Origin of the sequence: Pseudomonas sp. TH31, assembly GCF_016650815.1 — a bacterium.
Taxonomy (GTDB): domain Bacteria; phylum Pseudomonadota; class Gammaproteobacteria; order Pseudomonadales; family Pseudomonadaceae; genus Aquipseudomonas.
The window spans coordinates 572016-597683 of record NZ_JAEKEZ010000033.1; the positions used below are offsets into that span (position 1 = coordinate 572016).

Genomic DNA, 25668 nt, shown 5'->3' on the forward strand with positions numbered 1-25668 from the left:
GACCGGACAACCTGTTAATACAGCCATTCGAACTGAAACGTGCAGTGGCCAGCCAGTCCAGTAACTCCACAACACGCCAGCTCTTGTTACTGGCGTCCATCGTCGGGCCGCCTTCACTTTTTACGCAGCGTTTTAAACAAACTGCAGAGCATTGGTCAGATCGCCCATTGGCGTCTGTTCACGGGCAATCATGGCTTCATCCCGCTGTTTCAAACCGTCCAGCTTTTCCAGCTGAAACACACGGGTTAAAAACCGTAGGATCGAGGCGGTGTCATACACGGTGTGATCGACGGTTCCCTTGCGGGCAAAAGGGAGACCACCAATGCCGGAATGCGGGTTCCTGGGCCCCAGCGGTCGCCTTTCGGCGGGGCAACATGGTCCCACCAGCCGCCGTTCTCATCCACAGTGATGATCACCACCATATTTCTCCATTGCGGGCTGCCCTGCAGGGTTTTTATCGCCCGCACGATATGCCGGTCGCCCGAGGCGACATCCGCGTACCCGGCATGCATGTTGAGGTTGCCCTGAGGCTTGTAAAAGCTCACGGCAGGGAGTTTTCCGGCCAGCGCATCGGCAAAAAAAGGTTCGTGGCGGAGTCATCGCCAAGCCCTCCGTCTCGCAGGCGCCTGGCGCGCTCGATGGGGTTATGAGGGCCTTGCTGCCTGAAGTAGTTGAAGGGCTGGTGGTGGTACTGAAAGTTCGGGATTTTTGGTATCGCGCCAGAGTCCGTGAAATGCCACCAAGAAAGTAGCGACGACTGGAGTCAGTCGAAGAGTCTTTAGTGTTGCTATCATTGTTTCGAGTCATTGCGTGTATTCCACTGAAGTAACAAGGCCCCCGTAATCGATCGATAAACCTCATCCTCTCCGAAGCCGGTTTGCAGGCTGGAGCTGGCTGTCTCTGTGGTCGTGAGTTCAATGCCGGTTCGGTATCGCGAGGGGGGAGGAGCGGTCGGACTTAGGGGCCGCCATGAACGAATCACTGCATGCTCAAAGTCAATCTGATAAAGGGGGCCCTTGATAGGGCCCCCATGGACTGGTGAAACTTAGAACTTGTAAGTGAACGTAGCGGTGTACGTACGCGGAGCCGAAGGGAATACCAGAGTTGAGTCGAACAGGTTCGCTGAGGTGAAGTATTTCTCGTTCAATAGGTTATTCACGGACAGTAGGGCTTCCCAAGACTTCTCGGAATAACCAATGGATCCGTTCCATACCGTGTACGCTGGGAGTTGGATTTGTTTCTGGTTGTCAGCCCACTGCTTGTCGACCCAAGTGAAGCCCAGGCTGGCATTCACATTACCGCCCCATGTGGTGGGCTGAGTGTAGTTGCCATACAGACTGGTCACCCATTCCGGTACTCCCGCACGATCAAACTCTCCACCTAGTACACTGCCGGTCGGATCGAAGAAACGCATGCCATACAGTTGCGATGGATCCATACCATAGGCTTTGGCGACAGCTGCGGTATTGAGTACGGTGAAGGGTTGACCCTTCTCGCGAACCTTTTGCTTGGTCGCCGAAGCTGTCATGGAGAAGTTCTGGTTGAGCATCCAGCGCAACTCGCCTTCATAGCCTTTACCATTGACGAGAATGGTGCTGCCATTCGTCGAGTCGCGATAGCTCTTCTCTTGGTCGTAGTAGGCCAGCGCCCCATAAATATTACCGTTAGGGCTGGTGTATTTGAGTCCGAACTCTCTGAGTTTCGAGTCTTGGAGATAGCCGCCGCTTGACACGTCCGAAGGTGCTACGCCGCCGGCCTGGTTAGTCGACAAGGCGGTTGATTCCGCGTAGGTGAAGTAGGGAATGAAGCCCCATGGTGTGTGGTAAGACAAGCTGCCGCTGAACGAGTCCTTCAAGTCGTGGCCGGTGGCTTTGTCTGGGGTTCCATCGCCATTGGCATCACCTACCAGATCACCATTTGTCGCCTGGGCTTTCTCCGTGGCTTTGGCATCGTAGTAATCAAGTCGGTAGCCGAGCAGCAGGTTCCAGTTCTGCCAGGTCATGTCGGATAACATGAATGCACCAGTGTCCTTGGTGATGGATGCATTTTGAGTGTTGTAGTTGCGAAGGTATTGACCAGGGCCAACCTGGACGTTTCCGAGGTGAGCGATGTCGAACGAGTCATCGGGTGTTGGCCCAACGCTCAGATCGCGGCGATCCAGTATTTCGTCGAGGTAGGACTCACGGCCCATGGCGCTGTAGTAGCGATAATTGACACCGACGATGTTGGAAGTGCTGACGTCGCCGATTTTGTACGGAAAGCTCAGGCTGACTTTATCTTCCCAAGTGTACGCATCGTAGTCGGCAGTAAAACCGTAACTGGTGTACTTCTTGTGGTTCAGCGAGTCGTAGAAAAATTGGTTCTTCAACTCCATGTCGTTATCCAGTGACCAGATCAGATCGAAATAGCCAGTGGCCGTCGTGCTTTCGCCCCTGTCCCTTGAATCTGTGAACACTTGGTTATTTTTAAGTTTGGTCGTGCCGGGGTTAGTCAGTGCGGCATTCGGGTCTTTGGGATTAAAAAAGCAGGTGCTGTAATTTTGGCAGAAGACATCCAGCTTGGAATTACCGCTTCCCGGTGGAAAACCGACGCCCGATTGGATATTGGTGCGTACATCGTCAGGGTAAAGTACGTCACCCCGCGAATTCATCTTGGACGGCGCTCCGGTGGTATAGGTCCCATGGTCGATCAGGTCTTGGGTGACCCGGTTCCAACCCGGGTTCTGTATACGATCAGCCTTCATGTATTGGCCGCCGAATTCTGTGCGCAAGTTATCACTGAGGTCGAGGTCGAATGCCAACTGTCCGATGGTCGACTTCGGGTCTACGTTGTCAAAATAGGTGTGCGAGTCTTCCCGCTCGAGGTAACCATAGACACCACCTTTGTGTTCGCCAATCGAGAAAGGAGTGCCGCCTTCGGCAAAGGTGGAGAATTGACCATAGGAACCTACCGTAACACCGACATCACCCGTCGGTTTATCTAAGTATTGAGAAGTGCCGGATTTTGAGGATTTTGGCGTAAAATTCATATAGCCGCCAACTTTACCCGCACCATAAATTGGTGACACGGGGCCACGCACGATATCTACCGAGCTGGCAGCACGAATCGGCGTTGCATAGTTACCGCCGTTTTCGATGCGCTTGAAACCACGGAAATAGTTGTCTGCGGCGTCTCCTCGCAAGCTGAGAGCGCCGGGAATACCGAAGAATGAGCTGGTGTAGGCGCCCGGCGTGAGGCGAATCATATCGTTGATATCACGCATGCCATACTTTTGAATCAGATCTGACGAAACATCCGATACCGAGCGCGGTGTTTCGGCAATAGACTTACCCAACCCAAAAACACTTTTGACTGGTTGAGTGGGCATGATACCCATCGTATCGTCGTAGCTTTCTTTGAGGACATAGTCCTCCAACTCGACCGTCTCTTTTTTATCTTCAGCTAAGGCGTGCCCGCAGATAATTTGCAAAGAGGCCGCCACTGCTAAGGCCAGCTTGTGTTGGTGACGCAAGTTAAATGGACCCATGGAACGCTCCTCTACTACATATTTTTATATACAAATGATTGGTCGAAACAGCACGGTATGTGCTTACCTTTAAACCTCCCTTGTCGTCGAAGCTCCGTTGTTCAGGACGAATAATTCGCACGCTCGGACAGCCAGGTTTTAGCTGCCGTCAGTGCGAAGTATTCGTCGCAATGGGGGCTGCTATTTCTTCTCGGACGTCATTTTCGGGTGAATGCGCAAACTGTCGCCTACTCGGGGTTTATTGCCGATGGCAGCAATTTTCGGCAGGGCCTCCAGAACGATTTCAAGGCATACGGGATTCAGGCGTGGGTAAACTTCGCTGATGGTGTCCCATGTCCAATGACCCAAGCCTTCAGCGGGATTGGATATAACGATAAGCGACGCGTAGTTGATGCCCGCCATGCGCGCATAGATAACTTCCGATCCCACGCTCATGGTGACCAGATCGCCGCCCATTTTTGCCAACATGCGTACTTCCGCAGCCGTTTCGAAACGCCCGCCTCGGGTTTGCATGATCACACCACTTTTATGCAGGTTGATACCGGCAACGGGAGCATCTCCACGCTTAATGCGTTTCGCTGTTTCATCGATCAGGATGTTGCGAAGAATCGGATCCATAGCCGGTGTATAACGAGGAAGCGGATGGTCACCCTCGCGATAAATGGAATCCGGGAGTGCCAGCGGGCGATCGATATTGAAGTCAATAACGTCATCAGCGACAACAAAATCGTGGAGTTTCATTTTTGGGTTGATGCCGCCAGCCGTTGCGCCACCAATGGCGTCTTTAACATGTAATTGGTAAAGGGCTGCCCAGGTTTCAACAATCTTTCCGTCGCCGTGCATGTTGATGTAGTAGAACGGGATATCCTTGTAGTTACCGCAATATATCTTTGGCGAAGTTCCGGCCGGCGTATCAATAGTAAAGGACTCTTCCAAGTTTCCGGATTTCAGCATGGCGTCATTGATGAAGGTGCCACCAATGACGGCGATTTCGGCCTTGCATGGAACTTCTGGTGTCGCCGCCCAAGCCGATGCCGATAAGCATCCCAGTAATAAACCCGCGAGAATTTTCATATTGAACCTCTTTGCTAGTTATAGGCCTTGCTGTTTTTAAGGCAAGACATCGCCGTGATGGCTGTTAGTTGAAGATCAGCTCACAGGCATTGATTTTTAAACGCCAGTGCCGGTAATGCACTGGGTTGATAGTTGCTGTACGAACAATAAGCAGGACAGTTGTTTAATGCAGTGACTCAGTGCCCCGGCAAGGTTTTCGAATAAAGCGCCCAGTTCCCAGTCAGCTCATTGACCACTGTGCTTCCCACTCGATAGGCCGCTTCCAGCGATGGAACCATCCCGACAAACCCGGATAGGCAGCACAGTGCAGCAGCGAGTGCGGCACTGGTTTTACGTGTCGTCATCGTTTTGACTCCCTGGCCATGGGCGTGCGTTGCGCGCGCGCCCTTTTCTGGCTTATTTCAGGTCAAACCTGACCGTCTGTTTAGCGTGCTGCTCAACTGCAGCACCATTGACCATGCGAGGTTGGAACTTCCAGCGTTTCACCGCACTTATGGCCGCCTCATCGAACAGCTTGCGCGGCTTCGATTCGAGAACCTTCGCGCTGGCGACGGTGCCGTCCGGCCGGATCGTAAGTTCCAGCACCACATAACCCTCGATTTTGGCTTGTTTTGCATCACGCGGATAAACCGGTGCCTGCTGATCCGTCGCTACCGCGTCGGTGCTGGTCGACGGTGGAGGCGGTGGTGCTGGCGGCGGCGGAACCGGTGGTGGCGGTGTCGGCGTTGGTGGTGGCGTCGGCACAGGCTGCTGTGGCCTGGGCTCCGGTTTCGGTCTTGGCTTCTCCGGCGTGACCTTCTTCGCGGGCTCCGGTTTTTTCACCGGCGCAGGCGGAGGTGGTGGTGGTGGTGGTGCAGGTGGCGGTGGAGGAGGTACTTGAACCATGGTCACCTTAGTAACCTTCGGTGGCTCCTCAGCTACCGGCTGCTTGGCCTCGATGAGGGTCAGCAACGTGATACCCAGTGCAACCGCCAGCACAGCCATACCTACAGCAGCCGGCATCGACAAGTGATGGTCGACATGATGGTCGTCAGAGGCCCACAAGGCCCCTCGCCGTACGTTGGGGGTCAGGTCGTTCATCAGTTTTGCGTCGCCAGGCCAATAGCACTGATACCGGCAGCGCGAACCAAATCCATGGTGTGCACGATGCTTTCATACTGGGTGCCGCGATCACCGGCAATCACGACGTCCAACTTGCCGGAGTTCTTCATGTCGTTAAGTCGGGTCGTCAGTTGTTCGTCGCTGATGGGCTGTCCATCGACAAACAAGCCGCCGCTGTTCGAAACGCCAATATTGAGCGTTACCGACTCGATTGTTTCCTGCGAAGAAGATTGAGGCAGCTCCAGGGTGATACCTGTTCCCTGGATCATCTCGATCATGATGAGCACAAAAAACACCAGCAGGAACATCATTACATCGATCATTGGAATGATTTCGATGCGAGCTTTTTCTTCATGTCCGAGATAGTTTGATCTCTTGCTAGCCATGATTATTTCTCCGAGTGGCGTAGGTACTAATTAACCCTTGGCCAGGCGCCCGACCAGCATGGACTTGATCAGTTCCATCTGATTGACAACCAGGCGGATACGCTTGTTGAAGTGGTTGAGAAAGATCACGCAAGTAATGGCGATACATAGACCCACAGCAGTCGCGACCAAGGCGTGGGCAATAGGCCCGGTCACCGAACTGACCTTCTGAGAGGTATTGGCCGCCAGTACACTAAATACCTGGATCATGTGGATGATGGTACCGAGAAGACCGAGTAATGGACCTAGCGTTACACAGGTATCAAGTACCCATAGATTGCGATCTAGTCTCGGGATCTGAATCATGATGGTTTCATCGATATCGCGCTCCAGAGCCTCTTCGGACTTGCCGTGAGACTCCACTGCCGCCAATACCAATTTGCCTTGCGCACTTTCGCTGTAGTGGTCTGCAACTTTCTTCATGTCGGCCAGGTTGTCTTGGGCGACGCGTTTCAGATCCAGGTCAAGGTTTCGTCCTCGTTTGATACTCGTACTGAAGAAAAAATAGCGTTCAATGATAACGGCGATACCGATGATGAATACCACGACCATCAGCGGGATGAGCCCCCAAGAGTCTTTGGAGTACTGAATAACATCTTCTAACATGTGAAATCCTTCATTAACGTTGAGCGTTGGGCTCGGTAGTGGGTACAGGGACCTGCGTCGAAAAACGTGCTCGAGACGCCTGCGTGGGGCAATGCGAACGAGTGGAAGGGTCTTTGCAAAAACCTGACCAATAGTTCAGCTTAAACCTTTCAGCAGTGTAAAAATCTTCAAAAATGCTCTAAACAGGGTGTTCCGAGCCGTAATTCTTGCTGGCTTTCTCTTTTTTTTCGCCGCTGCCTTCCTTCATGATTCGAGAATAGTTCTCAAAACGCGCGAGTAGGGGCTTTGTATCTGCCCCAATATGAATCCCGTTGCACTATTTTGTACCTGTTACTTGATTGTAGAATTTGGACACATATCGTACGCTAGTACCAAAACTATCGAGGCCGGTTCAATGAGTTGGTCTAGACCCGTTCGGGCTGATTTGCCGCCAAGGTGTCCGGCAGGGTATAAGGCAGTTCTGAAATAAACGTGAGATTTTTATAAGTGTGCGGCATATGCATCGCGCAATTAGTGTCACTTTTTTGGTGCAGGATCAGACTTGCAGATCTACCCGCTTCCAATGAATAAAAAACCGGCGAGGGATTACCTTGCCGGAAAGACATCCTTGTCTGTGGAGGAAGTTTCTTTACTGTTTAGATAACAGTAAATACCTGATAAAAAAGTCGACAGCAGTTACCTGTGCCGACACAAAGCAAAGCGAGCTGCCAATAGCTAGCTTTACTAATAATCCGGTCACTTGGGCGATGAGCCGGAAAACTGCGAAGCCGATATAGGGAAAGGTTTTATCCGATTCAGTGCAGATTTTGACCAGCTTCTAAATATGTAAGGGGTTCATCCTTTAGGCGAATCATCAGCGGGTGGTAGTGGAAATTTGGTTGGTGCTTGAGTTAAAAAATCAACTCCTAGCCTGGATTAATCATTTAGGAGCAAAACACGTAAACTTCTCATGATGTAATCAAATAGGGCGTTTGAATCACTACGTAAGAACAGCTTCTGAATTCAAGCCCCGAACCAGCCCAGTTTGACGACAAACACCAATGACAGGACGACCAGTGGCGCATTGAGCTCTTGCCATTTTCCGGTGAGCAGTTTGATCGCGGTCCAGGTGATAAATCCAAAAGCGATACCGTTGGCGATCGAGTAGGTCAGCGGCATTGCCAGGGTAGTGACCGTCACCGGTGCAGCCAGGGTTATATCATCCCAATCGACCTCAGCCAGCCCCGAGAGCATTAGCACCGCAACGAATAGCAAAGCCGGTGCGGTTGCAAATGCGGGCACGCTGCCAGCCAGCGGGGCGAAGAACAGCGCCAGGAGGAACAGGATGGCAACGACGATAGCGGTCAATCCAGTCCGGCCGCCTGCCGTGACGCCTGCCGCTGACTCGATGTAGCTGGTGGTAGTCGAGGTGCCGAGTAGCGAACCTGTCAGGGCAGCGGTACTGTCGGCGATCAGTGCGCGCCCCATCTTCGGCATATGACCCGTCTTGTCCATTAGGCCCGCGCGCTTGGCTACGGCGATCAGCGTGCCGGAGTTGTCGAACAGGTCGACGAACAAGAAGGCGAAGATCACGCTTATCAGACTGACATCTAGGGCGCCCTTGATGTCCAGTTGCAGGAAGGTCGGTGCCAGAGAGGGTGGCATCGATATCACGCCGCCGAACTGGGTGAAGCCCATGACGATGGAAACGATGGTCACCACCAGAATGCCGATCAGCACTGCGCCGCGCACGGCGAGGGCCTCAAGGGCAACGATCAGGAAAAAGCCCAGTATCGCCAGTACCGGTGCAGGTTGCGCCAGATCGCCTAAGCCGACGAGAGTGGCCGGATTATCGACCACGATGCCAGCGTTGCGCAACGCGATCAATGCCAGGAACAGGCCTATGCCAGCGGCAATCGCAGAGCGTAGCGGCAGAGGAATGCTGCTAATGATCCATTCGCGGATACGAAAGATAGAAAGCAGGAAAAAGCATACGGCGGAAATGAACACTGCGCCCAGCGCCACTTGCCAAGTGTGGCCCAGATGCAGAACTACGGTATAAGTGAAGAAGGCATTCAGACCCATGCCCGGCGCTAGTGCAATCGGGTAGTTGGCGATCAGACCCATTACGGCGGAACCTATTGCAGCCGCCAAGCAAGTGGCGACAAACAGGGCTCCCTTGTCCATACCGGTTTCGCCAAGAATGCTCGGGTTGACAAACAGGATGTAGGCCATTGCCAGAAAGGTAGTTATTCCAGCGAGGATTTCAGTGCGTACGTTGGTCCCGTGCGCCTTGAGTTTGAACAGTGAGTCCAGCATGTTACTCCCGGTGGGGCCATTGGCGCCTTTGATCTAAAGGACAAGTTTCAAAAAGCCCGCAGTCGCTCGCAGGGGTCTTCTCCCTGCGCTTCAGTGACGTGAATCTCCGGCGCAAGGGAGGTGGCGAGCAGCAAGCCTTTCCTTAGTGGGTGTCCAATTAAGCACAGTCTGTGCCAACTTATGTAACTGCATCATTTAACTAGATTTTTATGATAAAACATGACCGGCTGGTCATTTTTTTGCACCATCATTGAGCGGAATGATCAATCTCGGGGCAAAATCTGACTCCAAGATCAGTTTTTAGGTGACAAGCAGGCTGTTAGGGCATACCGCTAGAGCGCGAACATTGCAAAACGAGCGCTCGTGGCTGTCTCCGTGCGCACGTTCTAAAGGTCCAGTACAAGCCGTTTGGATACGCGTCTTGAGCAACAGAGTGTTATCTGGTTGTTCGTCACCTTCTCAGATTCACTCAGCACGCTATCCAGGTGACAAGGTATGCCTTGTACCACCCCAGTCAGGCATGCCCCGCAAATGCCGGCGGCAACCAGAACGTAATGTTCGGCGGGCTTGAGGGCGAAGAGGTTACGTGGTGCCGAGATGTCCAGTTCATCGCTCAAGGCCAATGTGTTGTGAATGAATCGGGAGCCGCCCTTGGACGCGGGTTCGTTTTTCACACACAACTCATAGTACCCATGCTCAGAAGCCGGGCTGGCGATGGAGTATTGCCGGGTGATGTCGCCCGGCAGGAAAAGATCAATGTGAGCGCCAGCTTCGAAGCGCGGTAACCCCATCGTCAGTTATCCAAGGCGGCGTTGCTGGCATTGGCTGATATGGGGGAGCACATGGTGCTATTGAGCGTGCGACAGAACATACATTCTGAGGAGTGAACCAGGCTGTCGCAATCTTTGAAAAGGATGAGCCGCCAGCCATCGATAGTCCGCAATTGGCCGATTCTGTTGAAAAAGTAGCTCCCTTGGCTGGTCATCGAAGGGTTCAGGAAAGCCCTGAAATATAACTAAACTAAATGTGTACAGATAAGATCACCTATTGTACTAAGATGACCGTGGGCCAGTAGCGCTGGGGGCTAAAGCCGCGAGGGATGGTTAGTGTATGCACTAAGATGCTGTACTACAAGCCATCCCTCCACAGCCCGTCAGATCATTCGATTTCCTTCAGAATTTTCCTAATTGCAGGCACGTAACCATGCTTGTAGATCTCACCTGAATCCCCTTTCACCTGACCTGCCCTGGTGACCATCCAGCCTTGCTTGTCGAAGAAATCGTCCGAAACCGCAGCTCTTAGGGCTGTAATCTCCATGTCACTGAGAACCCCTTTCAGTGAAGGCAGCAGCTGAACTGACGTATGCGTCCGGGCATCCCGTCTTGCACCCTGGGAGAGCAGGAAAACAGAGGTAACACATGGGTCAGTTCGTATAATTACATTAGACGGTGTTTTAACTGATTTCTGTCCCCCAAATTTGGCACTGATTCGAGAGTGTTTTCAGCCACCCTCCATCGGTTTGCCGGAATTCAATTGGCCATGTTTTAGCTTTGGCTTGGCCCCCCTTGCGTGACCAGGCAACCGGAGCCCCATGCTGGTTTGACCAGTGCAGGCGTGAATGAACCTGAATTGGGTCCATGTGCGCCACGACAATATCGCCCTCGGTGCGATATGAGTGCTGATCTGGGTTGTGTCGGGGCGTTAGGGGTGGCGTCCGGGTTGAGATGGTGTGGCGTAGGTGCGTCTACGGTGCTTTCAGTTGAAAGTCGTCGAGAAATAGACGGTGTTTTTTAGGTGCGGATTAGGGCTCGCTGAGTGCTCAGTGGGTGCTTATAAGGGTTGGGTGAGTGTGGTGCGGGGCGTTCCTGGGTTTATATGGATCGGTGATGGTGCCGGTCGGGGCAGAGCGCGCACCCAAAGCACCCAAACTGCCAAGAAGGATGTTGACGGAGGGAAGCCTGCTCGGTTCCCTCCGAAAATAGCTGAGTTGTCCGAGAATTTTGCGGAACAGTTTCGTGTGTCGATCATCACGAGAGGCGACACGTTGCTGCACCTGATTGACCACTACATACGGCGAACCTTCGACAACGGGCGGAGGATGCCGCCTCAAGTTTGCAAAAGGCTATCGACCTCTTCCCCGTTGTTAGCGAAGGGCTTCGCTACCCCGTCAAGGTCACCAGGAGCGCCGGGAAATCTCTACCTTGCGCTCAGAAGCAAAGGTGGTGGCACAGACTCGTTGGCCTGGCTGATGGAAATCGAAACGGGGCAGCTATCCGCATATTGATTCCATTGATTGGCCAGGCGGGTGCAGAACAGATGCTCGATGCGCTGAATAAAGTGCAGGAGGTTTCGGATGAAAGTGCGGCCGGGCATACCGTCTTGCGCAACTAAACCGGTTGCCATCTATGCGGCAGCAGTTCGGCAATCGCACTCGCCCGCTGCGTCGGCAGGCGCGTGAGGACGTCCTTCAAATAAGCATACGGATCATGTCCGTTGAGCCGTGCCGATTGGATCAAGCTCATGATCGCGGCTGCACGTTTGCCACTGCGCAGTGACCCAGCGAACAGCCAATTTTTGCGACCTAACGCCCATGGCCGAATCTGGTTCTCGGCCCAATTATTGTCAATGGGTACGGCACCGTCATCGAGATAGCGCGACAGCGCCGTCCAACGTTTGAGGCTGTAATCCAGAGCCTTGCTAATAGCCGAGCCGTCGTGCACGAGCTGGCGCTGGGCGATCATCCAGGCATGCAAAGCGTCCATCACCGGTACGGCTTTTTCTTGCCGTATTCGGCGGCGTAAATCCGGTTCCAGGTCGCGGACTTCATGCTCTATTTCGTACAGCCGCTGGATGTACCTCAAGGCCTGCTCGGCAAGCTGGCTCTTGTTGGTGGCGTGCAGCTCGAAGAACTTGCGCCGCGCATGAGCCATGCAGCCGATCTCGGTCACGCCGAGTTCAAAGCTGGCCTTGTAGCCGCCAAAATCATCGCAGACCAGCTTGCCCTTCCAGTCTTGCAGGAAGTTGCGGGCGTGTTCTCCGGCGCGGCTAGGGCTGAAGTCGTAAACCACCGCCGCCAATTCCGAGAACTGGCTGGTGGCGTAGGCCCAGACATAGGCTCGATGGGTTTTCTTCGCACCCGGCGTGAGCATCTGCACCGGCGTTTCATCGGCGTGGATTACGCCATGTTCGAGGACAGTATTACGCAGGGCATCGACCAGCGGCTGTAACTGCACGCCACAGTTGCCGACCCATTGCGCCAGGGTCGAACGCGCGATAGCCAAACCGGCTCGACCAAAAATCGATTCCTGGCGATAGAGCGGTAGATGGTCGGCGAACTTCGCGATCATGACGTGGGCCAGCAGCCCCGCGGTCGGGATGCCTTTGTCGATGACCTGCGCCGGAACCGGTGCCTGGATCAGGGTTTCGCACTGATCGCAGACCCACTTGCCACGGATGTGCCGCTCAACGGTGAACACGCCCGGCGTGTAGTCGAGTTTCTCGCTGACATCCTCGCCGATACGCTTGAGAGCGCAGCCGCACTGGCAATGGCTGTTGTCGGGTTCGTGGTGGATCAGAGTGCGCGGAAACTGCGGCGGCAAGGCGGTGCGTTTAGGTTTTTGCCGAACCTCGGTCGAAGCGGGAGCAAGTTTCAGCGCTTCAAGTTCAGCCTCGATGGCCGCAATGTCGGTGTCGATCAGGTCATCGAGCAGGCTGGCTTGATCCGGGCTCAGTTGCTCGCTGCGCTTGGCAAACTTGAAGCGCTTGAGTTGCGCAATCTCGTGGGTCAGCTTTTCGATAACCGTTTGGTCGCGGTGGATCTTCTTACCCATTGTCTCGATTTTCTGATCGAGACTCTCGACACGCTGCATCAACTGCGCCGCCAGAGCACGCAGTTGTTCAGGGTTTAGTTGGTCGAGATTGGGCAGTGAAGTCATGCCGCCGATTTTGCCAGAGCAGGCTAAAACCGACGATAGGCTCATCGGACAATTGCACGGCCTGGGTGGCCATGGCAGGTGTTATACGATGGAAATCGCGCTGCCAGGCCCGACTCTTTGCCAAGGCAAACCCAGCACCAGGGCATGTAGCTGTTCGGCACCCAATTCTATCTGAGAGCCGTGTCGAGAACCCGGCCAGAAGAACTTGCCTTGATGCAGGCGGCGCGCTACCAGCCAGATACCCAACCCGTCGTGCACCAGCACCTTGATGCGCGTGGCGCGGCGATTGGCAAACAGATAAGCACAGTGCGGCTGCGCCGCACCGAACACTGCAACCACCCGCGCCAGCGCGGTTTCGGTGCCGGCGCGCATGTCCATCGGCTCGGTGGCGAGCCAGATGGAGTCGATGCGGATCATCGCAACAGGTCTCGCAGAAAGGTGGCGCAGGCAGCGGCGCTTTCGGTCGGCCAGTTCACTTTCACGGTGCCGCGCGGGTGTGGGATTTCGAGGCAGATAGTCGATGACGCGGCTTGCGAATTTGCTCCGGCTAACTGCAAGGGCAGCGGAATGAAAGCAGGTTGCAGCGCCATGGCTTTCTGCGTTTGCACTCGAATCCATTTATGGACGAGGTTCGCGTTGAGGCTGTGGCTCAGCGCAACGCTGGCAATCGAGGCCCCGGGCTGGGAGCACTCTTGAATGACCTGGGCCTTGAAGGATTTGGAGTAGGAACGGCGTTGTGGCTGCATGAAAGACCCGCTTAAAAGGCTAGAAATGGTGTCCACTTAAATCAGGTGGACACCATCGCCTTTGGCGTCGGGGTCAGGAAGGTGTGTTGGCCGGACGCATACGAACTGACTCGCTCTCTTGAGATATTTCGACCACATTGGGGCGTCGGTCGACAACAATGTCCTTTTGAGATTTCAACAGGTTGAGTTCGGCCAGGTAGCGGCGACGCTCGGCCAAGATCTGCGTAAAAACTGCACGCAGCGCTGGATCGTCGATACGTCGAACTAGCTCATTGTCGCTTGGTACACCCTGTTCCTTGGACTTCGCAGGCAGTTTCCTATCTGTCCCCACACTGGCAGCCCAAGCCTCAATTAACTGCCGAAAGCGAAATCCCCCGGTGTTGCGTATCGTTGAGGCAGATGGCCCTCCAGCCTCAACAGAGAGCTTGGCAATCGTGGCAATAGAGAAATTGCGACTCCCCGTTTTCTGATGAGCCTCCAGGACGCCATGCAGCACGGTCAGGGACTTGGCTTGTTGCTTGGTAGCCTGAGACACGAGTTCTTCAAAGATCAGCTGCGGATCGATCACGGATGGCCTCCCGTACTTGTTTTGAGGTGGTTGTGATCAGGTCAGAAAGCTTCGCTACCGGCTGCTTCGTAACGCGCTCTAGCGGCTCCATGGCGGCTGGAAGAAGCTTTAGGCCTTCTCCGGCCTCAAGCAGGCTGGAAACCTCGCGGAATCCCTCCATTTGGTTTTTAGGAGACAGCGTCAAAGCCATAGACCTCATCATTGCATTCCCAGCGATGAGCTGGAGGCGATCATCCATTCCCATCAAAATAGGTGCGTAGCCGCCCTGCATGAGGAGATGGTTTAAAGCGCGGGAGCGCTTTTCGATGGCAGGTGTGGCCCTCAGCTCATCGGTCAAATCAGCGTAAATTTCAGCGTTCTCGCACAGCTGAGATATCTGCCACAGCTCGCTACGGGTTTCGATGAATGAGATGGGCTGATGGATGTCCTCCAAGGAACCCACAGCTACCAGCTTCGTGCCCGAATCATCTGTGTCCCGGCCCTCTTCGATTGCGACAATCTTGCTGATGATCTGGAAGCAGGAGACCAAGTCTTTCGCGTACTCATCAGCCTCCTTGATCTGCTTTTCGTAGCGCCTTTCAGCCTGTTGCAGCTCCGCATGCAGGAGGAAGGGGCGTTTTTCTTGCTCAGCAAAGTACATTTCGTTGAGCAGCTCATCGCGATCTTGTTCGATCTCAACGGCAAGTGATGAGACCTGAGAGGCTAAATAACTCAGCATGTTGAGGTGGGCCACAAGCGCTGGCAGATAGCGTGCATCCGTGATGAACCAGCGGCAGCGGGGACAGTTTTCTAGGCCGTGTGGGACTGGCCCATAGATTTGGCCTTTACTGCTCCGACCGACAATCTCCCCTCCGTTCCAGCATCCGCCTATGTTGCTCATTTCGTCAGATCGAGCGCTGTTTCCGCCCACAAGGCATAAGCCTATGTGGCGCTGCTCCCAGCCAATGGCGTTGCGATTCGCCAACGCAATGTCGATTGCGCCAGCATCAATGAATGCCGTTTTAGAGTGGATCTGACGCATATCAGCGTCCCGGAGGAAGATCTTCAGGCTTTCATCCTGCGCAGCACTGATGCGTCCGCTGGCCAAGTCCATTACCTGGGACACCATCGCCGGGGTTGGCTTGGTGTAGTGCAGCGTCATAATGATCCTGGAGTGCCCAGCAATCAGCTTAGATAGCACTTGAATCGGGACACGCCCCTCCATGGCATAGCACGTCAAAAGCGAAACACGGAGGCTATGAAGCGGGAAATGCGTTTTGACCGGTAGTACATTTAATTCGGGGTCGACAGGCTGCACAAAGCGCAACCTAGAGCCGTCTGACAGGGTTTGACCACGCGCGGCAGCCCGATCCTCTAGCGTGGAGAGCAATCGATACCATAGGTTGGGCAGTGTATTGCCTGCAATGGGCTTGTCGCGCTCACCTGGAGCCGCTGTGGGGTCGCGGAAGAGGAAACAGATCGAGCCCATGTCTTTCTTCTGCTCGACAGTTTTGACACTACCAAAGTGCTTCTCTACCAGCTCGGTGCAGGGCGTAGGGCCGTTAATAGGGTTGTATTTCTCTTGCCAGTCCCTCAGGCGTTCCAGCCAGTACAGGACATCTTCGTTCTGCCATGGGATCGTGTAGCCACGCTCACGAGACTCCTTGTTCTGGTCTGCCGTTTTGTTCGTACTGACGTAGAGGCCGGTCATGATTTCACCGATATCCCGGTCGTGGATACGGCAGAAGACCCCTCGTTTCCATGGGTTCGCCTCACGGCCTAGAGAGAACCCATGGCGCTTGTTCAGAATCCAGTCGCCACCCTCGTACCGCCACGTATCTGCCTCACCAGAGTCCAGAAAACGTACCTGATAAGTGCGAAGCGGCAAATGAAGCTTTATGTGCAGCGCCATTGACCTAACGGGAGACCAGATTTCGTAACGATCATTTTTGTAGCGCCATACGCAGTCTGGGTCATCTTCGTCGATGACTGACTGCTCAACCGGAAACCAGTCTCCGAAATCCGAGCGCAATTGGCCGGACTGGGATTGAGCCCATTCCCAGTCGCGGAATGTTCCCCTGGGCTGCGGGCACAGAATTTCGCGAAGCTCCCGAATGTATGCGTAGGGCAAGGGGTTGTACACGGTCTCGGTGATTACCGTCTTTTCCTTCCCTTTGACAAACGGATTCTTGACCACGGCCATAGGGACACCATGGTCATTTGGCTCGCTGTAGCTGTGAGTGATGATCCAGCCGAGCAGATCCACGATCCAATTCTGGTTTTTAACGGCAGTCGCGGCGGTCATGGATGCCTCCAGGATTGGCCTCAGCTCCGGCAGCAAACCTTTCTCTGCGATCTGGAAAAACACGTCTGGACTGGCCCCGCCCGGCACCGTGGGTAGGTAATGAGCCATGAACCAATTCATCGCGTTGATTTTCACGCCAATGGAGCCGGTCTGCGTGGCTATCCAGCCGGAAAAGAGCTGACGCCAGCGCTCCCAGGCTTCGCCTCGCTCTTGAACAATCCAGTTGAAGTTCGTGTCCGAAGAGCGACCGTCACGCGAGCCGCGTCGTGTTGTCTTAGTCAAAATTTCTTAACTCTGTACTTTGCTTGTGGCGATTCGAAAGCTGCCAGGATCTCTGGCAATGCTTCGTCCCAATCGTTGAATGGCGAAATGATCTTGCCGCTGTCGGTCAACTCATCGAGCCTCTCTTCAGCGGCTGTAAGCGCAGAAGAAACGTCCGCAACACCTGGTGCGGTATATCTCTTCTGCGAATCCAGGGAGCGGTGATGCATCGCTTTGCGGATGATCTGCGGGGGAACCCCAGCCTTGGTCATCCGCCGACCAAAAGCGTGTCGATGGCCATGGGTAGATCGGCCCTCGGGCTTTGAAACCGTTTCCCCAATTCGCGCCAGGGCCCGCTTGTAGTTGCCGTTGAGCGCTTGAAGGGTGTAAGGCTGGCCTGCGGCGGAGTCTTCGTAGGAGACGAAGGCGTATGGGTGGTGCCGCTCTACTGTGGTCAGGTAGCGAAGATGCACCTTCCAAAGCATCATGAAGAGCACGCTGAAGCGTGGAGGAAACCAGTGCAGCTGGATGTAATTGTCGACGTGGTCAACCATCCTGGTTTTCCACCCAACACGTTTGGTGCCCTGGCGAAGATTTCGAGGCGTTAGGGCGTACTTCTCCCTTAAGTAAGCCGCACGTGTTGTCGTGCCTTTGCGCCCCCTCCAGTTGTCTGGTGCCTTGCCTTCCTCTGGGTGATAGACACGAACCATGGCGCCACCCTCGATCAGTGGGTGATCTTCGACATCCACTACCCATAGGTGCTGTGCGTCGCTCTCTCGCAAACCCGCGCCATGCATCATGATCAATATCAATTGATCTCGTACTGCACACCTAGGATCAGAAGCTCCACCGAAGCCATCCATGTACATCGCTTGGAACAGCTTCTCAGGGAATGCCACGGCATCATCATCAGCGTTGCTGAGCGTGCGCCGGCCTCGAATATTCCGCGCCTGATCCACGTTCTCCGAGAGCGCCTTGCTTCTGATGTGCCCGAGGAAATCATTGCTGTTACGGCGATGCCAGGCAGCGAAGTTAAGTCTCTGATCATAGGTACTGGCGGTCATCAAGGGGTTCATGGCCGGAGCGTCGTACAGATCAGCCAGATAGTCTGTGAAGCCCTTGAGAACTGAAACGTGACGGTTGGATGAGTTGCGACTGGCTGGAACCCACCCTAGACCAGATGGATCTAGGCCATCATCTCCAACCGTTCCGGTATAGAGGCGTGAGGCAAAAGCCTGGAAGAGGGCGCGGGGATCAGAGAAGTGGTGCTGGTTGGCCTCCATGTACTCCAGCAGCAGCTTTGTGGCCTGGGTGACCGAACGCTGCCAGCTAGGACTCAGGTGGTGGTTATCCAGGAGGTAGTCAACCAGCGAGGACACCACTCCATGCTCAGTTATCAAGACAGGGATCTCGCTCTGGATTCCCGTATCGTCAACCACCACCTTCGCTACTACCTGAACCACCGCCATCCAATGCACCTACCCAAAAAGGTGCGGATGGTACAGATAGTACACGTATAGGTGTCAACACTTTGATTTCTAGGGGGGATAGAGCTAGGTTTTACCTCTAATCTAATGCACTTAGTATAGTTTTAGGTGATACCAATAACAGTCATTTAGTTTAGTTATTCTTATTGATTATCAGCAAGGAGGAGGGTAGTTCATTAGATGAACAAGGGTTCGTTCATCCGTGTTAGTTATCTTTCAAGCATGTACGTTATCTTTCAGGGTAGGTAAATCAGCTACTCTCTGACAGCACGTGTAATCGGTAACAAGCCACGTTTTCCGTGGCCTGTAGCCATTTCCCCTTCAAATATCTGGAGCAAGGAAGCTATGATTCGTGAAAATTTGCCAAGTCTTCGCGTTGTTGAAGAAGCGCGAGAATACTTAAAATCTGCACAGCTTATCGAGCGACATGCCCAAAACGGCGACTTCGGTCTGTTCTGGCCAGCGGCATTGAATGCTGGATTAGCGTCTGAGCTGTACCTCAAGTCATTTCTTGTCGAGCGCGATCCTAATCACCCTGGAGATCAAGAAGATCCCGAAGGTTATCTGAAATTGGTGAGCGGCCTGCCAAGCGACAAGCACGATCTGTGGGCTCTCTATAATAAAATTCCTACAGAGCTGTCTGAGCAACTGCATCAAATCTCGGATCGTCTTTCACCTGGTTTCCCGCTCGAGGAACGGATCCGGACGTGCTCAAGACTTTTCGTCGAAACTCGCTACACGTACGAGGCCAGATCCGCTCAAGGGATTGATAGCGATGTGTTTGAACTGGCGCCGCACCTGGACCAGGTGCTGGAGGAAATGACTCGTCAGCCAATCAGCAGTTGATTGTCAGGGCTTTGATTTTCGCGTCCGCGAAAACGCCGGCAGGAGGCAGTGCCAGGCTTCAAATCTGACCACCAGAGCCCCCCAGCCTCGTACAGTGCGCTTCGCATAATGTATATTATGTTAAATCATATGCTATATTCAGTATAATTGCCGAAGAAAACTCCTTAATCAGTATGATTTTGCATGGAAATTCTTTATTCATCAGAATCTAACCTGCCGATACTTGGCGTGTTGCATTGTTGGGGATCGAGGTATAATTTCCCGAAGGGAAATTGAGTGTCTGCAGGCATTACACTCAATTTGAATGCCCGATCTTCATTGCCTACCAACGCCTCAGCAACGCAAAAGCTCGTGAGCATACGTAACACTTCTACTCGTGCGAATTTTCGTTGTGGTGAATTAGACAATCATGAGTGATAGCGCCCCCTGGATAGTACAGTGTCATGACGCTGGTGATGGAACTGGTGATGCGTTCGTAATCCTACAACCCGAGACGCTTGCTAAATTAGGCCTAGATATTGGTAACGTATTGATAGTCGAGGTAGTGAACGGTCTGATCGTGCTGAAGCCAGTGCGTGACATGCTCCATCCGTCGTAAAGCTTTCCTGTCGATAAACACCAGTAATCGATAGGTTCGGCACCTTTGTAATATCCGATAACGCGCAGACCCGGTTGTTGCAGATTGCTAGGGCGTTGCTTAACATCACATCAAGCCGTTTCACTCTCTACCCTGGTTATCACATGCCTGCGTCTCCGATTCCTTTGTTTGACACCTACAATCGTTTTAGAGACCTGAATTTCAGTCGTGTGTCTGATGAGCAGCCTGTTGTCACTCAGTACCTTTTCTCCTTTCCGTCAGAGCTAAAGGCTCAAGATGGTTACTTGGCGGTTCGCGGATTCCTAAAGTCCTATTCAAACAACGAAGCCACGTTCAATTCATACCGTACCCATGTTGAGCTTCTTCTGCTTTGGTCTCTCCTGATAGCTAAGAAGCCACTTCTCGAGCTCAGACGCCACGATTGTGAGAGTTTCCTGGAATTTTGCTTACAACCTGGCCCTGAGTGGATCGGTCCTATCGTTAAATCGAGATTTTCCCGGGTTGGGGGTCGTAAGGCCGCTGAAACTGACACCTACGTTATCAACGACAAATGGCGGCCTTTTAACGTCAAGATCGATAAGCAGATTCGCTAGGTAGCTGCGGAGAACAGTAAAGATGTAGAAGACACAGCGTATAAAATGTCTGCTGGGTCGATGGGCCAGGTGTTTGCCGTTTGTGGCAGTTTTTTTCAGTACACCATCGACGAAGGTCTTACCTCAGAAGCCAATCCAATTCGGTCAGTCAAACAAAAATCCAACTATAAACAGCGCAACACGGTGATGAGTTCCGGAAAGGCGCTGACTCCGCTCCAGTGGAATTATGTTATTGAAACCGCAGAAGTCATGGCCGCAGAGGATCCTAGGCACGAGCGAACGTTATTTATTGTGGCCACCCTCTTCTCTCTCTATCTCCGAATTTCTGATCTCGTCGGTCGGGACAATTGGAAACCTACAATGGGTTCGTTCGAATTCGACGGTGAGAATTGGTGGTTCAACGTCGTGGGTAAAGGTAATAAGTCCGCGAAAGTTGGCGTACGTGACGAATACATTGAAGACTACTTGAAGCGATATCGGACCACCCTCTCCCTTCCGTCGCTTGGATTCGGCGCGCGACGTACCGAGCTGCTCTTGAAACGCTTCCCTAGCGCACAATCGGAAGTTCGGCCTAAAGGTGCTTTCGCTGCTTCCGTCTGCCTTCAAAGGCACGGTCCGCGTGACGTACAGCCTGTTTCGCTGATTTGGGATGGTGACCTTTAAGAACGAAAAATCGGAACTGAGCTTCCAGGGTTTAGCGCCGCGCAGCGGGTGAGGAAAAACGCCCTAATCGCCCGTAAACAGGGCGTTTGGCAAGGCTATCTGACATGCGAAAAAGTTGAGAAATGAAGAGAAATATCAGACAGGATTGGTGCCAAAGGCAGCGCGAAAAGGGGCCAAAAGCGGCGCGAACTCACATTGAGGGAGTAAAAATGGCCAAAAATAAAAAAGGGTCGCGAGATAAAATCTCGCAACCCTTTGAATTATATGGTCCGGACGGAGTGATTCGAACACTCGACCCCTAGCACCCCATGCTTGCAGGGGCGCTAAAAAGCTATACGGTACAGTCCTTTGGAACGGCGCCCACTGCAATCGATGCCGCACCGTGACTAACGGTGTTTTACGAATCCCCGCAAAAGTCCCTCCAGGCTTTCGACGAAAAAGTCCCTGCATCCCGGCGTCCTGCTGAGCTGAATCACACTCCCTCAATCAAGTTTTCCCCTCTGCTACGCGGACCTCTTAACCAAGGATTCGCGATGCCAAATTCAGACCTTCTCCCTTCCCTGTTGTACAAGATCAACGAAAACCAACTCGCCCTTGAGGCTGCCATCCTGGAGCTGTCGAACTGGGTCGAGGCGCGCGGCTCAGCCGACGCCGCCGAAAACGTCCGCGGCGCCCTTGACACCATCGACAAGAATGAAGATCTCATCAAGCTGACGCTCGCGGTGTTGATGACGCCTGAATAAATCCGAACAGAGTTGACAGGAAGCCTTCTACGCAAGGGCCTTTTCGGCGTCGAAAGTATCACCCGTTGAAATATCGTCATCGGTAACCCTCGACGCTTCACGCAACTACGTCGAAGGCCTGAAACAGTTACTGACGACTTACCAGGGCACTCTGGATGACGCTGATTCAAACTGCCCTGTTGGAGTACGCCTTGATGGTGGGGCCATGACGCTGGCCCGCTCCACCAAAGGCTCGCCGTTTTCTGAAAACGGAGCGTTCTGCATGAGCTACACCTGCAAGACCCGGCCCTTCCCAGTCGGCGAACTGACACTGGTGACCAACGGACCTCACCTGGCGGCTTCGCTCTGGAAAAACGACAAACCAGAGTATGTCGGCCCTGCCCCCCCTGCTCGCTACCCCTGACTGCCCAGTCATTGAGCCGGGTCGCGCAGCAGCCCAATAAACTCTTCGCCGACAGCCAACAGCAGTCCGAGCTGGACCTGGACTTCAGCACCACCTTTCAGAAAAAAAGTCTGGCTGGCGTTGCTCACCATTCCTTTCGGCCTGAGACAAGCAAAAGCCGCCACTCCTTGGCAGCCTTAGTTTGACCTAATCGAGTGAGAACCGGTCGTCGTGTCGCTTGTAAATACGCCGCAGTGTGAACATTTGGTGAAACGTATGTGAGCAGGGAACGGGGCTGATCGAGCGAATCTCGCACCGGGTGCATACGTACCCTATTGGCTCAACACGTCCAGAAGCTGCGCCGTAGTGACAATTTCGTGGGCAAAGGTGGGGCCGTTGATTTCATGGGCGGCATGCATAGCCTCGCTGGAGAACGCGGCAGTGGCGTCTCGAACCAGGGTCACGTGATAGCCCAGTTCGGCAGCGAACTTGCCGGTGCTTTCGATGCAGGTGTTGGCCAGCATCCCCACCACGATGACTTTTTCCACGCCGTGCTGCTTGAGTTGAAAGTCCAGATCGGTATTGGCAAAACCGCTACTGCCCCAATGCTCCTGGACAATCACATCATGCTCCTGAGGCCGGAAATCCGGATGCCATTCCCCCCCCCAGCTGTCCACTGCAAACACCTGCGCATGACTGGAGCGCAGATGGTAAGGGCTCGGATGCTTCCAGCTCTTGATGTCGTTGGGCCGAGAGCGATGGTGCGGTACGTAGAACACCTGGAGGCCGGCCTTGCGCGCCGCCGCGACTACCTTGCGCAGGTTGTCGAGGGTGCCGACGGCGTCGGCGACTGGTTTGGCCAAACCATTGAGCTTGCCGCCTTCGCTGAGAAAGTCGTTGTATGGATCGACGAGCAGAAGGCCGCTGCTCTCACGTGAGTAGGTCATAGCACTCTCCATTTATCAGGAATGATGGTGGTACAACGGCGATGCAAGGAACTGTTCTTGAGGTTCCAGATGAAGGCCAACGATTGGTCACTGCAGACCGAAGGTCGGATACGACCAAAACCTGCGTCTCTGGAATACTCGTTGCATGCCCCAGTCAGTAAAATCTGTCGAGATTGTTCTGCATCTGGCTTTCGAAATACGCTATATCCTTCCTACCGCACTTGAATGCCGTCGGCGTGTAGTCCGTGGCTCGAGATCAGGCAAGCCCGTCCGTAGAAAGATAGTGCGATAGTTCGCGTGTGGCGGCTATCAGACGGGTGGACACTCGGCTCATATCTTCGTATGAACTTGCTAATCGGCATTCAGTGATCGCATCCCGGCCCCAGACAAAGGTTGTATGGCATGAGCGACAGCATGATGATCGAGTCCGACCTGGGGTCGGACGTTCTCGATTTGATCCATGAAAGCATTTTTCTGCGCGACCTTGATGGCCGCATTCTCTATTGGAACAAGGCCTCGCAAGAGTTATACGGGTGGAGCAGCACAGACATCATTGGACGCGTCGCCCATGAATTGCTCACCTCCGAACATCCCGACTCGATAGTCTGTCTTGAAGCCCGCGTACGCGAAACCGGGCGCTGGGACGGAGAGTTAAAGCGCACCACTGCAAGCGGTACCCAGGTCATCATTGAGGCACGCTGGTCGATTCGTCGGAACTGCCAAGGCATCCCCATCGGCATCGTCGAGACCGGGCGCGACATCACCGCTCGCAAAGCCACCGAGAGGGTTCTCACGGAAAGCGAGCACCGCTATCGCAACTTGTTCCAGGCCATGGCCGCATCCTTCTGGGAGCTGGACTTCACCCTGGTCGGGGTCATGGTTCGGGGCTTGTTCGCCAGCGGGGTGCAGGATTTGGGGCAGCATTTCATCTCGCATCCCGAATTGGTGCGCGAGATGATGCTCGCCACCCATGTGCTCGATGTGAACGAGCAGACCGTGACGCTCTTCGGGCGTGGAAACAAGGATGAGTTGCTCGGCTCAGTCGAGCCGTTCTGGCCCGAGTCAAGCACTCAGGTTTTTGCGCAAAGTATCGTCGCGGCGGTCTCGCGCAAGCTCAACTACGTGATGGAGACCAAGCTGCGGAACATCGACGGCCGCGAGTTCGACGTGTTGTTTACCGCTTCCTTCCCGCCGGAAAACATGCAGAAGGGCATCCTCATGGTCGGTGTGATCGACCTTTCTGCACGCAATCAAGCGTTTGCCGCCATGGAGCAGAGCGAGTTTCGCTACCGTAATCTGTTCGAGGTCATGGCCGTGTCGTTCTGGCAGCTCGACTCCAGCGGCCTCAACCGGATGTTCGCTGAGTTGCGCACTCAGGGCGTCAGCGATCTGTCCGCTCATATAGACGAGCACCCCGAGTTTATTCGGCAGGCTATGGACGTCTGTGTGGCCATCGACGTGAATGAACGCACGCTGACGATGTATGGCGCCACGGAGCGAAGCCAGATGCTTGGCCCGATTACCCGATTTTGGGTCCAAGGGCACTACGAGGCGTTCCGACGCAGCATGGAAGCGGCCTATCGTGGCGAACCTGGTTATCTGGAGGAGACCAAGACACGTGCCCTGGATGGTCGTGAAATCGACGTGCTGTTCTTCGTCACTGCACCACCACAGATGCGAGCCAAGGGTATGGTGCTGGTTGGCAATATCGATATCTCGGAACTGGTCGCTTCGCGGGTGGCATTGGAAGGCATGCAATCGAATCTAATTCACGCGGCGCGTATTACGATGCTCGGCGAGTTGACTGCCTCGATAGCCCATGAAGTCAACCAACCGCTGGCGGCGATTACCACCAACGGTGAAGCCGGTTTACGCTGGCTCAACCGCCCGGAACCGGATGTCGGTGAGGTGCGCGACCTGACCGTACGGATGGTGGCCGATGCGCGCCGCGCTGCCGACATCATCTCCCGCATACGCGGCATGGCTTGTCACGGCACCTCGGAACGACTGTCCTTGCCGCTGAATAATGTGGTCAAGGAAGCGGTGCAGTTTCTCCGGCACGAACTGCAAGCGCAGAACGTCGAACTGTCGTTGATCCTGGCGCAGCATCTGCCACGTATCTGTGTCGACCGCACCTTGCTGCAGCAGGTCATCGTCAATCTTTCAATCAATGCCATGCAGGCTATGGAGCAGGCACAAGTCGTAGACCGGCGCATTTGCATTACCACCGCCAGTCTGGATGCCACCACTGTAGAGCTGGTGGTCGAGGACAACGGGCCGGGGATCGCCAAGGCTGATCTTGATCGTCTGTTCGACAGTTTTTTCACCACGAAGAAGACCGGCATGGGGATGGGGCTGCCCATCTGCCGCACGGTTATCCAAAGCCACGGCGGCAGCATCCAGGCCAGCAACAACACGCAGACCCGCGGCGCCCGGTTCACCGTTACGCTGCCCGTGGCAGGTTGACACCCCGTGTTTTATACGAACGTTTACCCGACCCATTCGCATCGACGATGGTGTGGTGTCATGTATCACGCCATCATCGTCCCGCGTACCGAGCTTGGCCATCGCGGCTTATCACGCAG

General features: G+C 54.1%; 22 protein-coding genes and 1 pseudogene. 5 read left to right on the forward strand and 18 right to left on the reverse strand.

The window, feature by feature from the left end:
* Positions 1–132: 132 nt before the first annotated feature.
* The 16 genes and pseudogenes from JFV26_RS28300 to gmtY all read right to left on the reverse strand — a co-directional run.
* Positions 133–733: pseudogene (locus tag JFV26_RS28300) on the reverse strand (alkaline phosphatase family protein); the annotation flags it as partial.
* 312 nt (positions 734–1045) lie between these two features.
* Positions 1046–3526, reverse strand: coding sequence for a TonB-dependent siderophore receptor (locus JFV26_RS28305; protein WP_201196955.1), 2481 nt, complete (start codon positions 3524–3526; stop codon positions 1046–1048).
* 180 nt (positions 3527–3706) lie between these two features.
* On the reverse strand, positions 3707–4600 hold the full coding sequence (locus JFV26_RS28310) for a phosphorylase family protein (protein ID WP_201196956.1): 894 nt from the start codon (positions 4598–4600) through the stop codon (positions 3707–3709).
* A 176-nt stretch (positions 4601–4776) separates the two neighbouring features.
* The gene (locus tag JFV26_RS28315; protein ID WP_242487927.1) at positions 4777–4944 is read right to left on the reverse strand and encodes a hypothetical protein; all 168 of its coding nucleotides are present in this window, start codon (positions 4942–4944) and stop codon (positions 4777–4779) included.
* A 52-nt stretch (positions 4945–4996) separates the two neighbouring features.
* Positions 4997–5680: an energy transducer TonB gene (locus JFV26_RS28320; protein ID WP_201196959.1), complete on the reverse strand. Its 684-nt coding sequence runs from the start codon at positions 5678–5680 to the stop codon at positions 4997–4999.
* Entirely contained in the window at positions 5680–6087 is a 408-nt protein-coding gene (locus tag JFV26_RS28325; protein WP_201196961.1) for an ExbD/TolR family protein, read from the reverse strand. The genes JFV26_RS28320 and JFV26_RS28325 overlap by 1 nt, the downstream gene beginning before the upstream one ends.
* A gap of 30 nt (positions 6088–6117) precedes the next feature.
* Positions 6118–6732, reverse strand: coding sequence for a MotA/TolQ/ExbB proton channel family protein (locus JFV26_RS28330; protein WP_201196964.1), 615 nt, complete (start codon positions 6730–6732; stop codon positions 6118–6120).
* Between the two features lie 1002 nt (positions 6733–7734).
* Positions 7735–9030 (reverse strand): NCS2 family permease, encoded by a 1296-nt coding sequence (locus tag JFV26_RS28335; RefSeq protein WP_201196966.1) that lies wholly within the window; start codon positions 9028–9030, stop codon positions 7735–7737.
* Positions 9031–9416: 386 nt separating this feature from the next.
* Entirely contained in the window at positions 9417–9821 is a 405-nt protein-coding gene (locus tag JFV26_RS28340; protein ID WP_201196968.1) for an iron-sulfur cluster-binding domain-containing protein, read from the reverse strand.
* Between the two features lie 367 nt (positions 9822–10188).
* Complete coding sequence (gene gmtX, locus JFV26_RS28345; protein ID WP_342215492.1) at positions 10189–10518, reverse strand: gamma-mobile-trio protein GmtX; 330 nt, start codon at positions 10516–10518, stop codon at positions 10189–10191.
* An 899-nt stretch (positions 10519–11417) separates the two neighbouring features.
* On the reverse strand, positions 11418–12965 hold the full coding sequence (tnpC, locus tag JFV26_RS28350) for an IS66 family transposase (protein ID WP_201189251.1): 1548 nt from the start codon (positions 12963–12965) through the stop codon (positions 11418–11420).
* Positions 12966–13046: 81 nt separating this feature from the next.
* A complete protein-coding gene (gene tnpB, locus JFV26_RS28355) occupies positions 13047–13382 on the reverse strand; it encodes an IS66 family insertion sequence element accessory protein TnpB (RefSeq protein WP_201189253.1) in 336 nt (111 codons plus the stop codon).
* The gene (gene tnpA / locus JFV26_RS28360) at positions 13379–13711 is read right to left on the reverse strand and encodes an IS66-like element accessory protein TnpA (RefSeq protein ID WP_207203826.1); all 333 of its coding nucleotides are present in this window, start codon (positions 13709–13711) and stop codon (positions 13379–13381) included. The genes tnpB and tnpA overlap by 4 nt, the downstream gene beginning before the upstream one ends.
* A gap of 73 nt (positions 13712–13784) precedes the next feature.
* A complete protein-coding gene (gene gmtX, locus JFV26_RS28365; protein WP_342215489.1) occupies positions 13785–14279 on the reverse strand; it encodes a gamma-mobile-trio protein GmtX in 495 nt (164 codons plus the stop codon).
* A complete protein-coding gene (gmtZ, locus tag JFV26_RS28370; protein WP_201196970.1) occupies positions 14254–16845 on the reverse strand; it encodes a gamma-mobile-trio integrase GmtZ in 2592 nt (863 codons plus the stop codon). The genes gmtX (JFV26_RS28365) and gmtZ overlap by 26 nt, the downstream gene beginning before the upstream one ends.
* Positions 16842–18293 (reverse strand): gamma-mobile-trio recombinase GmtY, encoded by a 1452-nt coding sequence (gmtY, locus tag JFV26_RS28375; RefSeq protein ID WP_201196971.1) that lies wholly within the window; start codon positions 18291–18293, stop codon positions 16842–16844. The genes gmtZ and gmtY overlap by 4 nt, the downstream gene beginning before the upstream one ends.
* A 363-nt stretch (positions 18294–18656) precedes the next feature.
* Here gmtY and JFV26_RS28380 point away from each other — a divergent pair, with 363 nt between their 5' ends.
* The 4 genes from JFV26_RS28380 (at position 18657) to JFV26_RS28395 (ending at position 22157) form a co-directional block, all read left to right on the forward strand.
* Positions 18657–19157 (forward strand): hypothetical protein, encoded by a 501-nt coding sequence (locus JFV26_RS28380; protein WP_201196973.1) that lies wholly within the window; start codon positions 18657–18659, stop codon positions 19155–19157.
* A gap of 1236 nt (positions 19158–20393) precedes the next feature.
* Positions 20394–21011 carry a hypothetical protein gene (locus tag JFV26_RS35060; protein WP_207204065.1) on the forward strand — a complete coding sequence of 206 codons (618 nt, stop codon included), beginning with the start codon at positions 20394–20396 and terminating at the stop codon, positions 21009–21011.
* A gap of 533 nt (positions 21012–21544) precedes the next feature.
* Positions 21545–21754 (forward strand): hypothetical protein, encoded by a 210-nt coding sequence (locus JFV26_RS28390; RefSeq protein ID WP_201196978.1) that lies wholly within the window; start codon positions 21545–21547, stop codon positions 21752–21754.
* 205 nt (positions 21755–21959) lie between these two features.
* Positions 21960–22157: a hypothetical protein gene (locus tag JFV26_RS28395; protein WP_201196980.1), complete on the forward strand. Its 198-nt coding sequence runs from the start codon at positions 21960–21962 to the stop codon at positions 22155–22157.
* A gap of 8 nt (positions 22158–22165) precedes the next feature.
* Here the strand turns inward: JFV26_RS28395 and JFV26_RS34270 are convergent, their stop codons facing one another.
* Positions 22166–22288, reverse strand: coding sequence for a hypothetical protein (locus JFV26_RS34270; protein WP_274610385.1), 123 nt, complete (start codon positions 22286–22288; stop codon positions 22166–22168).
* A 180-nt stretch (positions 22289–22468) separates the two neighbouring features.
* Positions 22469–23083, reverse strand: coding sequence for an isochorismatase family cysteine hydrolase (locus JFV26_RS28400; protein ID WP_201196983.1), 615 nt, complete (start codon positions 23081–23083; stop codon positions 22469–22471).
* 417 nt (positions 23084–23500) lie between these two features.
* Here JFV26_RS28400 and JFV26_RS28405 point away from each other — a divergent pair, with 417 nt between their 5' ends.
* Positions 23501–25549 carry a PAS domain-containing sensor histidine kinase gene (locus JFV26_RS28405; RefSeq protein ID WP_201189183.1) on the forward strand — a complete coding sequence of 683 codons (2049 nt, stop codon included), beginning with the start codon at positions 23501–23503 and terminating at the stop codon, positions 25547–25549.
* Positions 25550–25668: the final 119 nt, after the last annotated feature.

Bases quoted from the DNA above. Each gene is read 5' to 3' on its own strand.
- JFV26_RS28400 (WP_201196983.1), bottom strand. From the start codon at position 23,083: ATGACCTACTCACGTGAGAGCAGCGGCCTTCTGCTCGTCGATCCATAC.
- JFV26_RS28340 (WP_201196968.1), bottom strand. From the start codon at position 9,821: ATGGGGTTACCGCGCTTCGAAGCTGGCGCTCACATTGATCTTTTCCTG.
- JFV26_RS28320 (WP_201196959.1), bottom strand. From the start codon at position 5,680: ATGAACGACCTGACCCCCAACGTACGGCGAGGGGCCTTGTGGGCCTCT.
- JFV26_RS28315 (WP_242487927.1), bottom strand. From the start codon at position 4,944: ATGACGACACGTAAAACCAGTGCCGCACTCGCTGCTGCACTGTGCTGC.
- JFV26_RS35060 (WP_207204065.1), top strand. From the start codon at position 20,394: ATGTCTGCTGGGTCGATGGGCCAGGTGTTTGCCGTTTGTGGCAGTTTT.
- tnpB (WP_201189253.1), bottom strand. From the start codon at position 13,382: ATGATCCGCATCGACTCCATCTGGCTCGCCACCGAGCCGATGGACATG.
- JFV26_RS28405 (WP_201189183.1), top strand. From the start codon at position 23,501: ATGATCGAGTCCGACCTGGGGTCGGACGTTCTCGATTTGATCCATGAA.
- gmtY (WP_201196971.1), bottom strand. From the start codon at position 18,293: ATGGCGGTGGTTCAGGTAGTAGCGAAGGTGGTGGTTGACGATACGGGA.
- JFV26_RS28390 (WP_201196978.1), top strand. From the start codon at position 21,545: ATGCCAAATTCAGACCTTCTCCCTTCCCTGTTGTACAAGATCAACGAA.
- JFV26_RS28325 (WP_201196961.1), bottom strand. From the start codon at position 6,087: ATGGCTAGCAAGAGATCAAACTATCTCGGACATGAAGAAAAAGCTCGC.
- JFV26_RS28395 (WP_201196980.1), top strand. From the start codon at position 21,960: ATGACGCTGGCCCGCTCCACCAAAGGCTCGCCGTTTTCTGAAAACGGA.
- JFV26_RS28330 (WP_201196964.1), bottom strand. From the start codon at position 6,732: ATGTTAGAAGATGTTATTCAGTACTCCAAAGACTCTTGGGGGCTCATC.
- JFV26_RS28380 (WP_201196973.1), top strand. From the start codon at position 18,657: ATGATTCGTGAAAATTTGCCAAGTCTTCGCGTTGTTGAAGAAGCGCGA.
- tnpC (WP_201189251.1), bottom strand. From the start codon at position 12,965: ATGACTTCACTGCCCAATCTCGACCAACTAAACCCTGAACAACTGCGT.
- JFV26_RS34270 (WP_274610385.1), bottom strand. From the start codon at position 22,288: ATGGTGAGCAACGCCAGCCAGACTTTTTTTCTGAAAGGTGGTGCTGAA.
- JFV26_RS28305 (WP_201196955.1), bottom strand. From the start codon at position 3,526: ATGGGTCCATTTAACTTGCGTCACCAACACAAGCTGGCCTTAGCAGTG.
- tnpA (WP_207203826.1), bottom strand. From the start codon at position 13,711: ATGCAGCCACAACGCCGTTCCTACTCCAAATCCTTCAAGGCCCAGGTC.
- JFV26_RS28335 (WP_201196966.1), bottom strand. From the start codon at position 9,030: ATGCTGGACTCACTGTTCAAACTCAAGGCGCACGGGACCAACGTACGC.
- JFV26_RS28310 (WP_201196956.1), bottom strand. From the start codon at position 4,600: ATGAAAATTCTCGCGGGTTTATTACTGGGATGCTTATCGGCATCGGCT.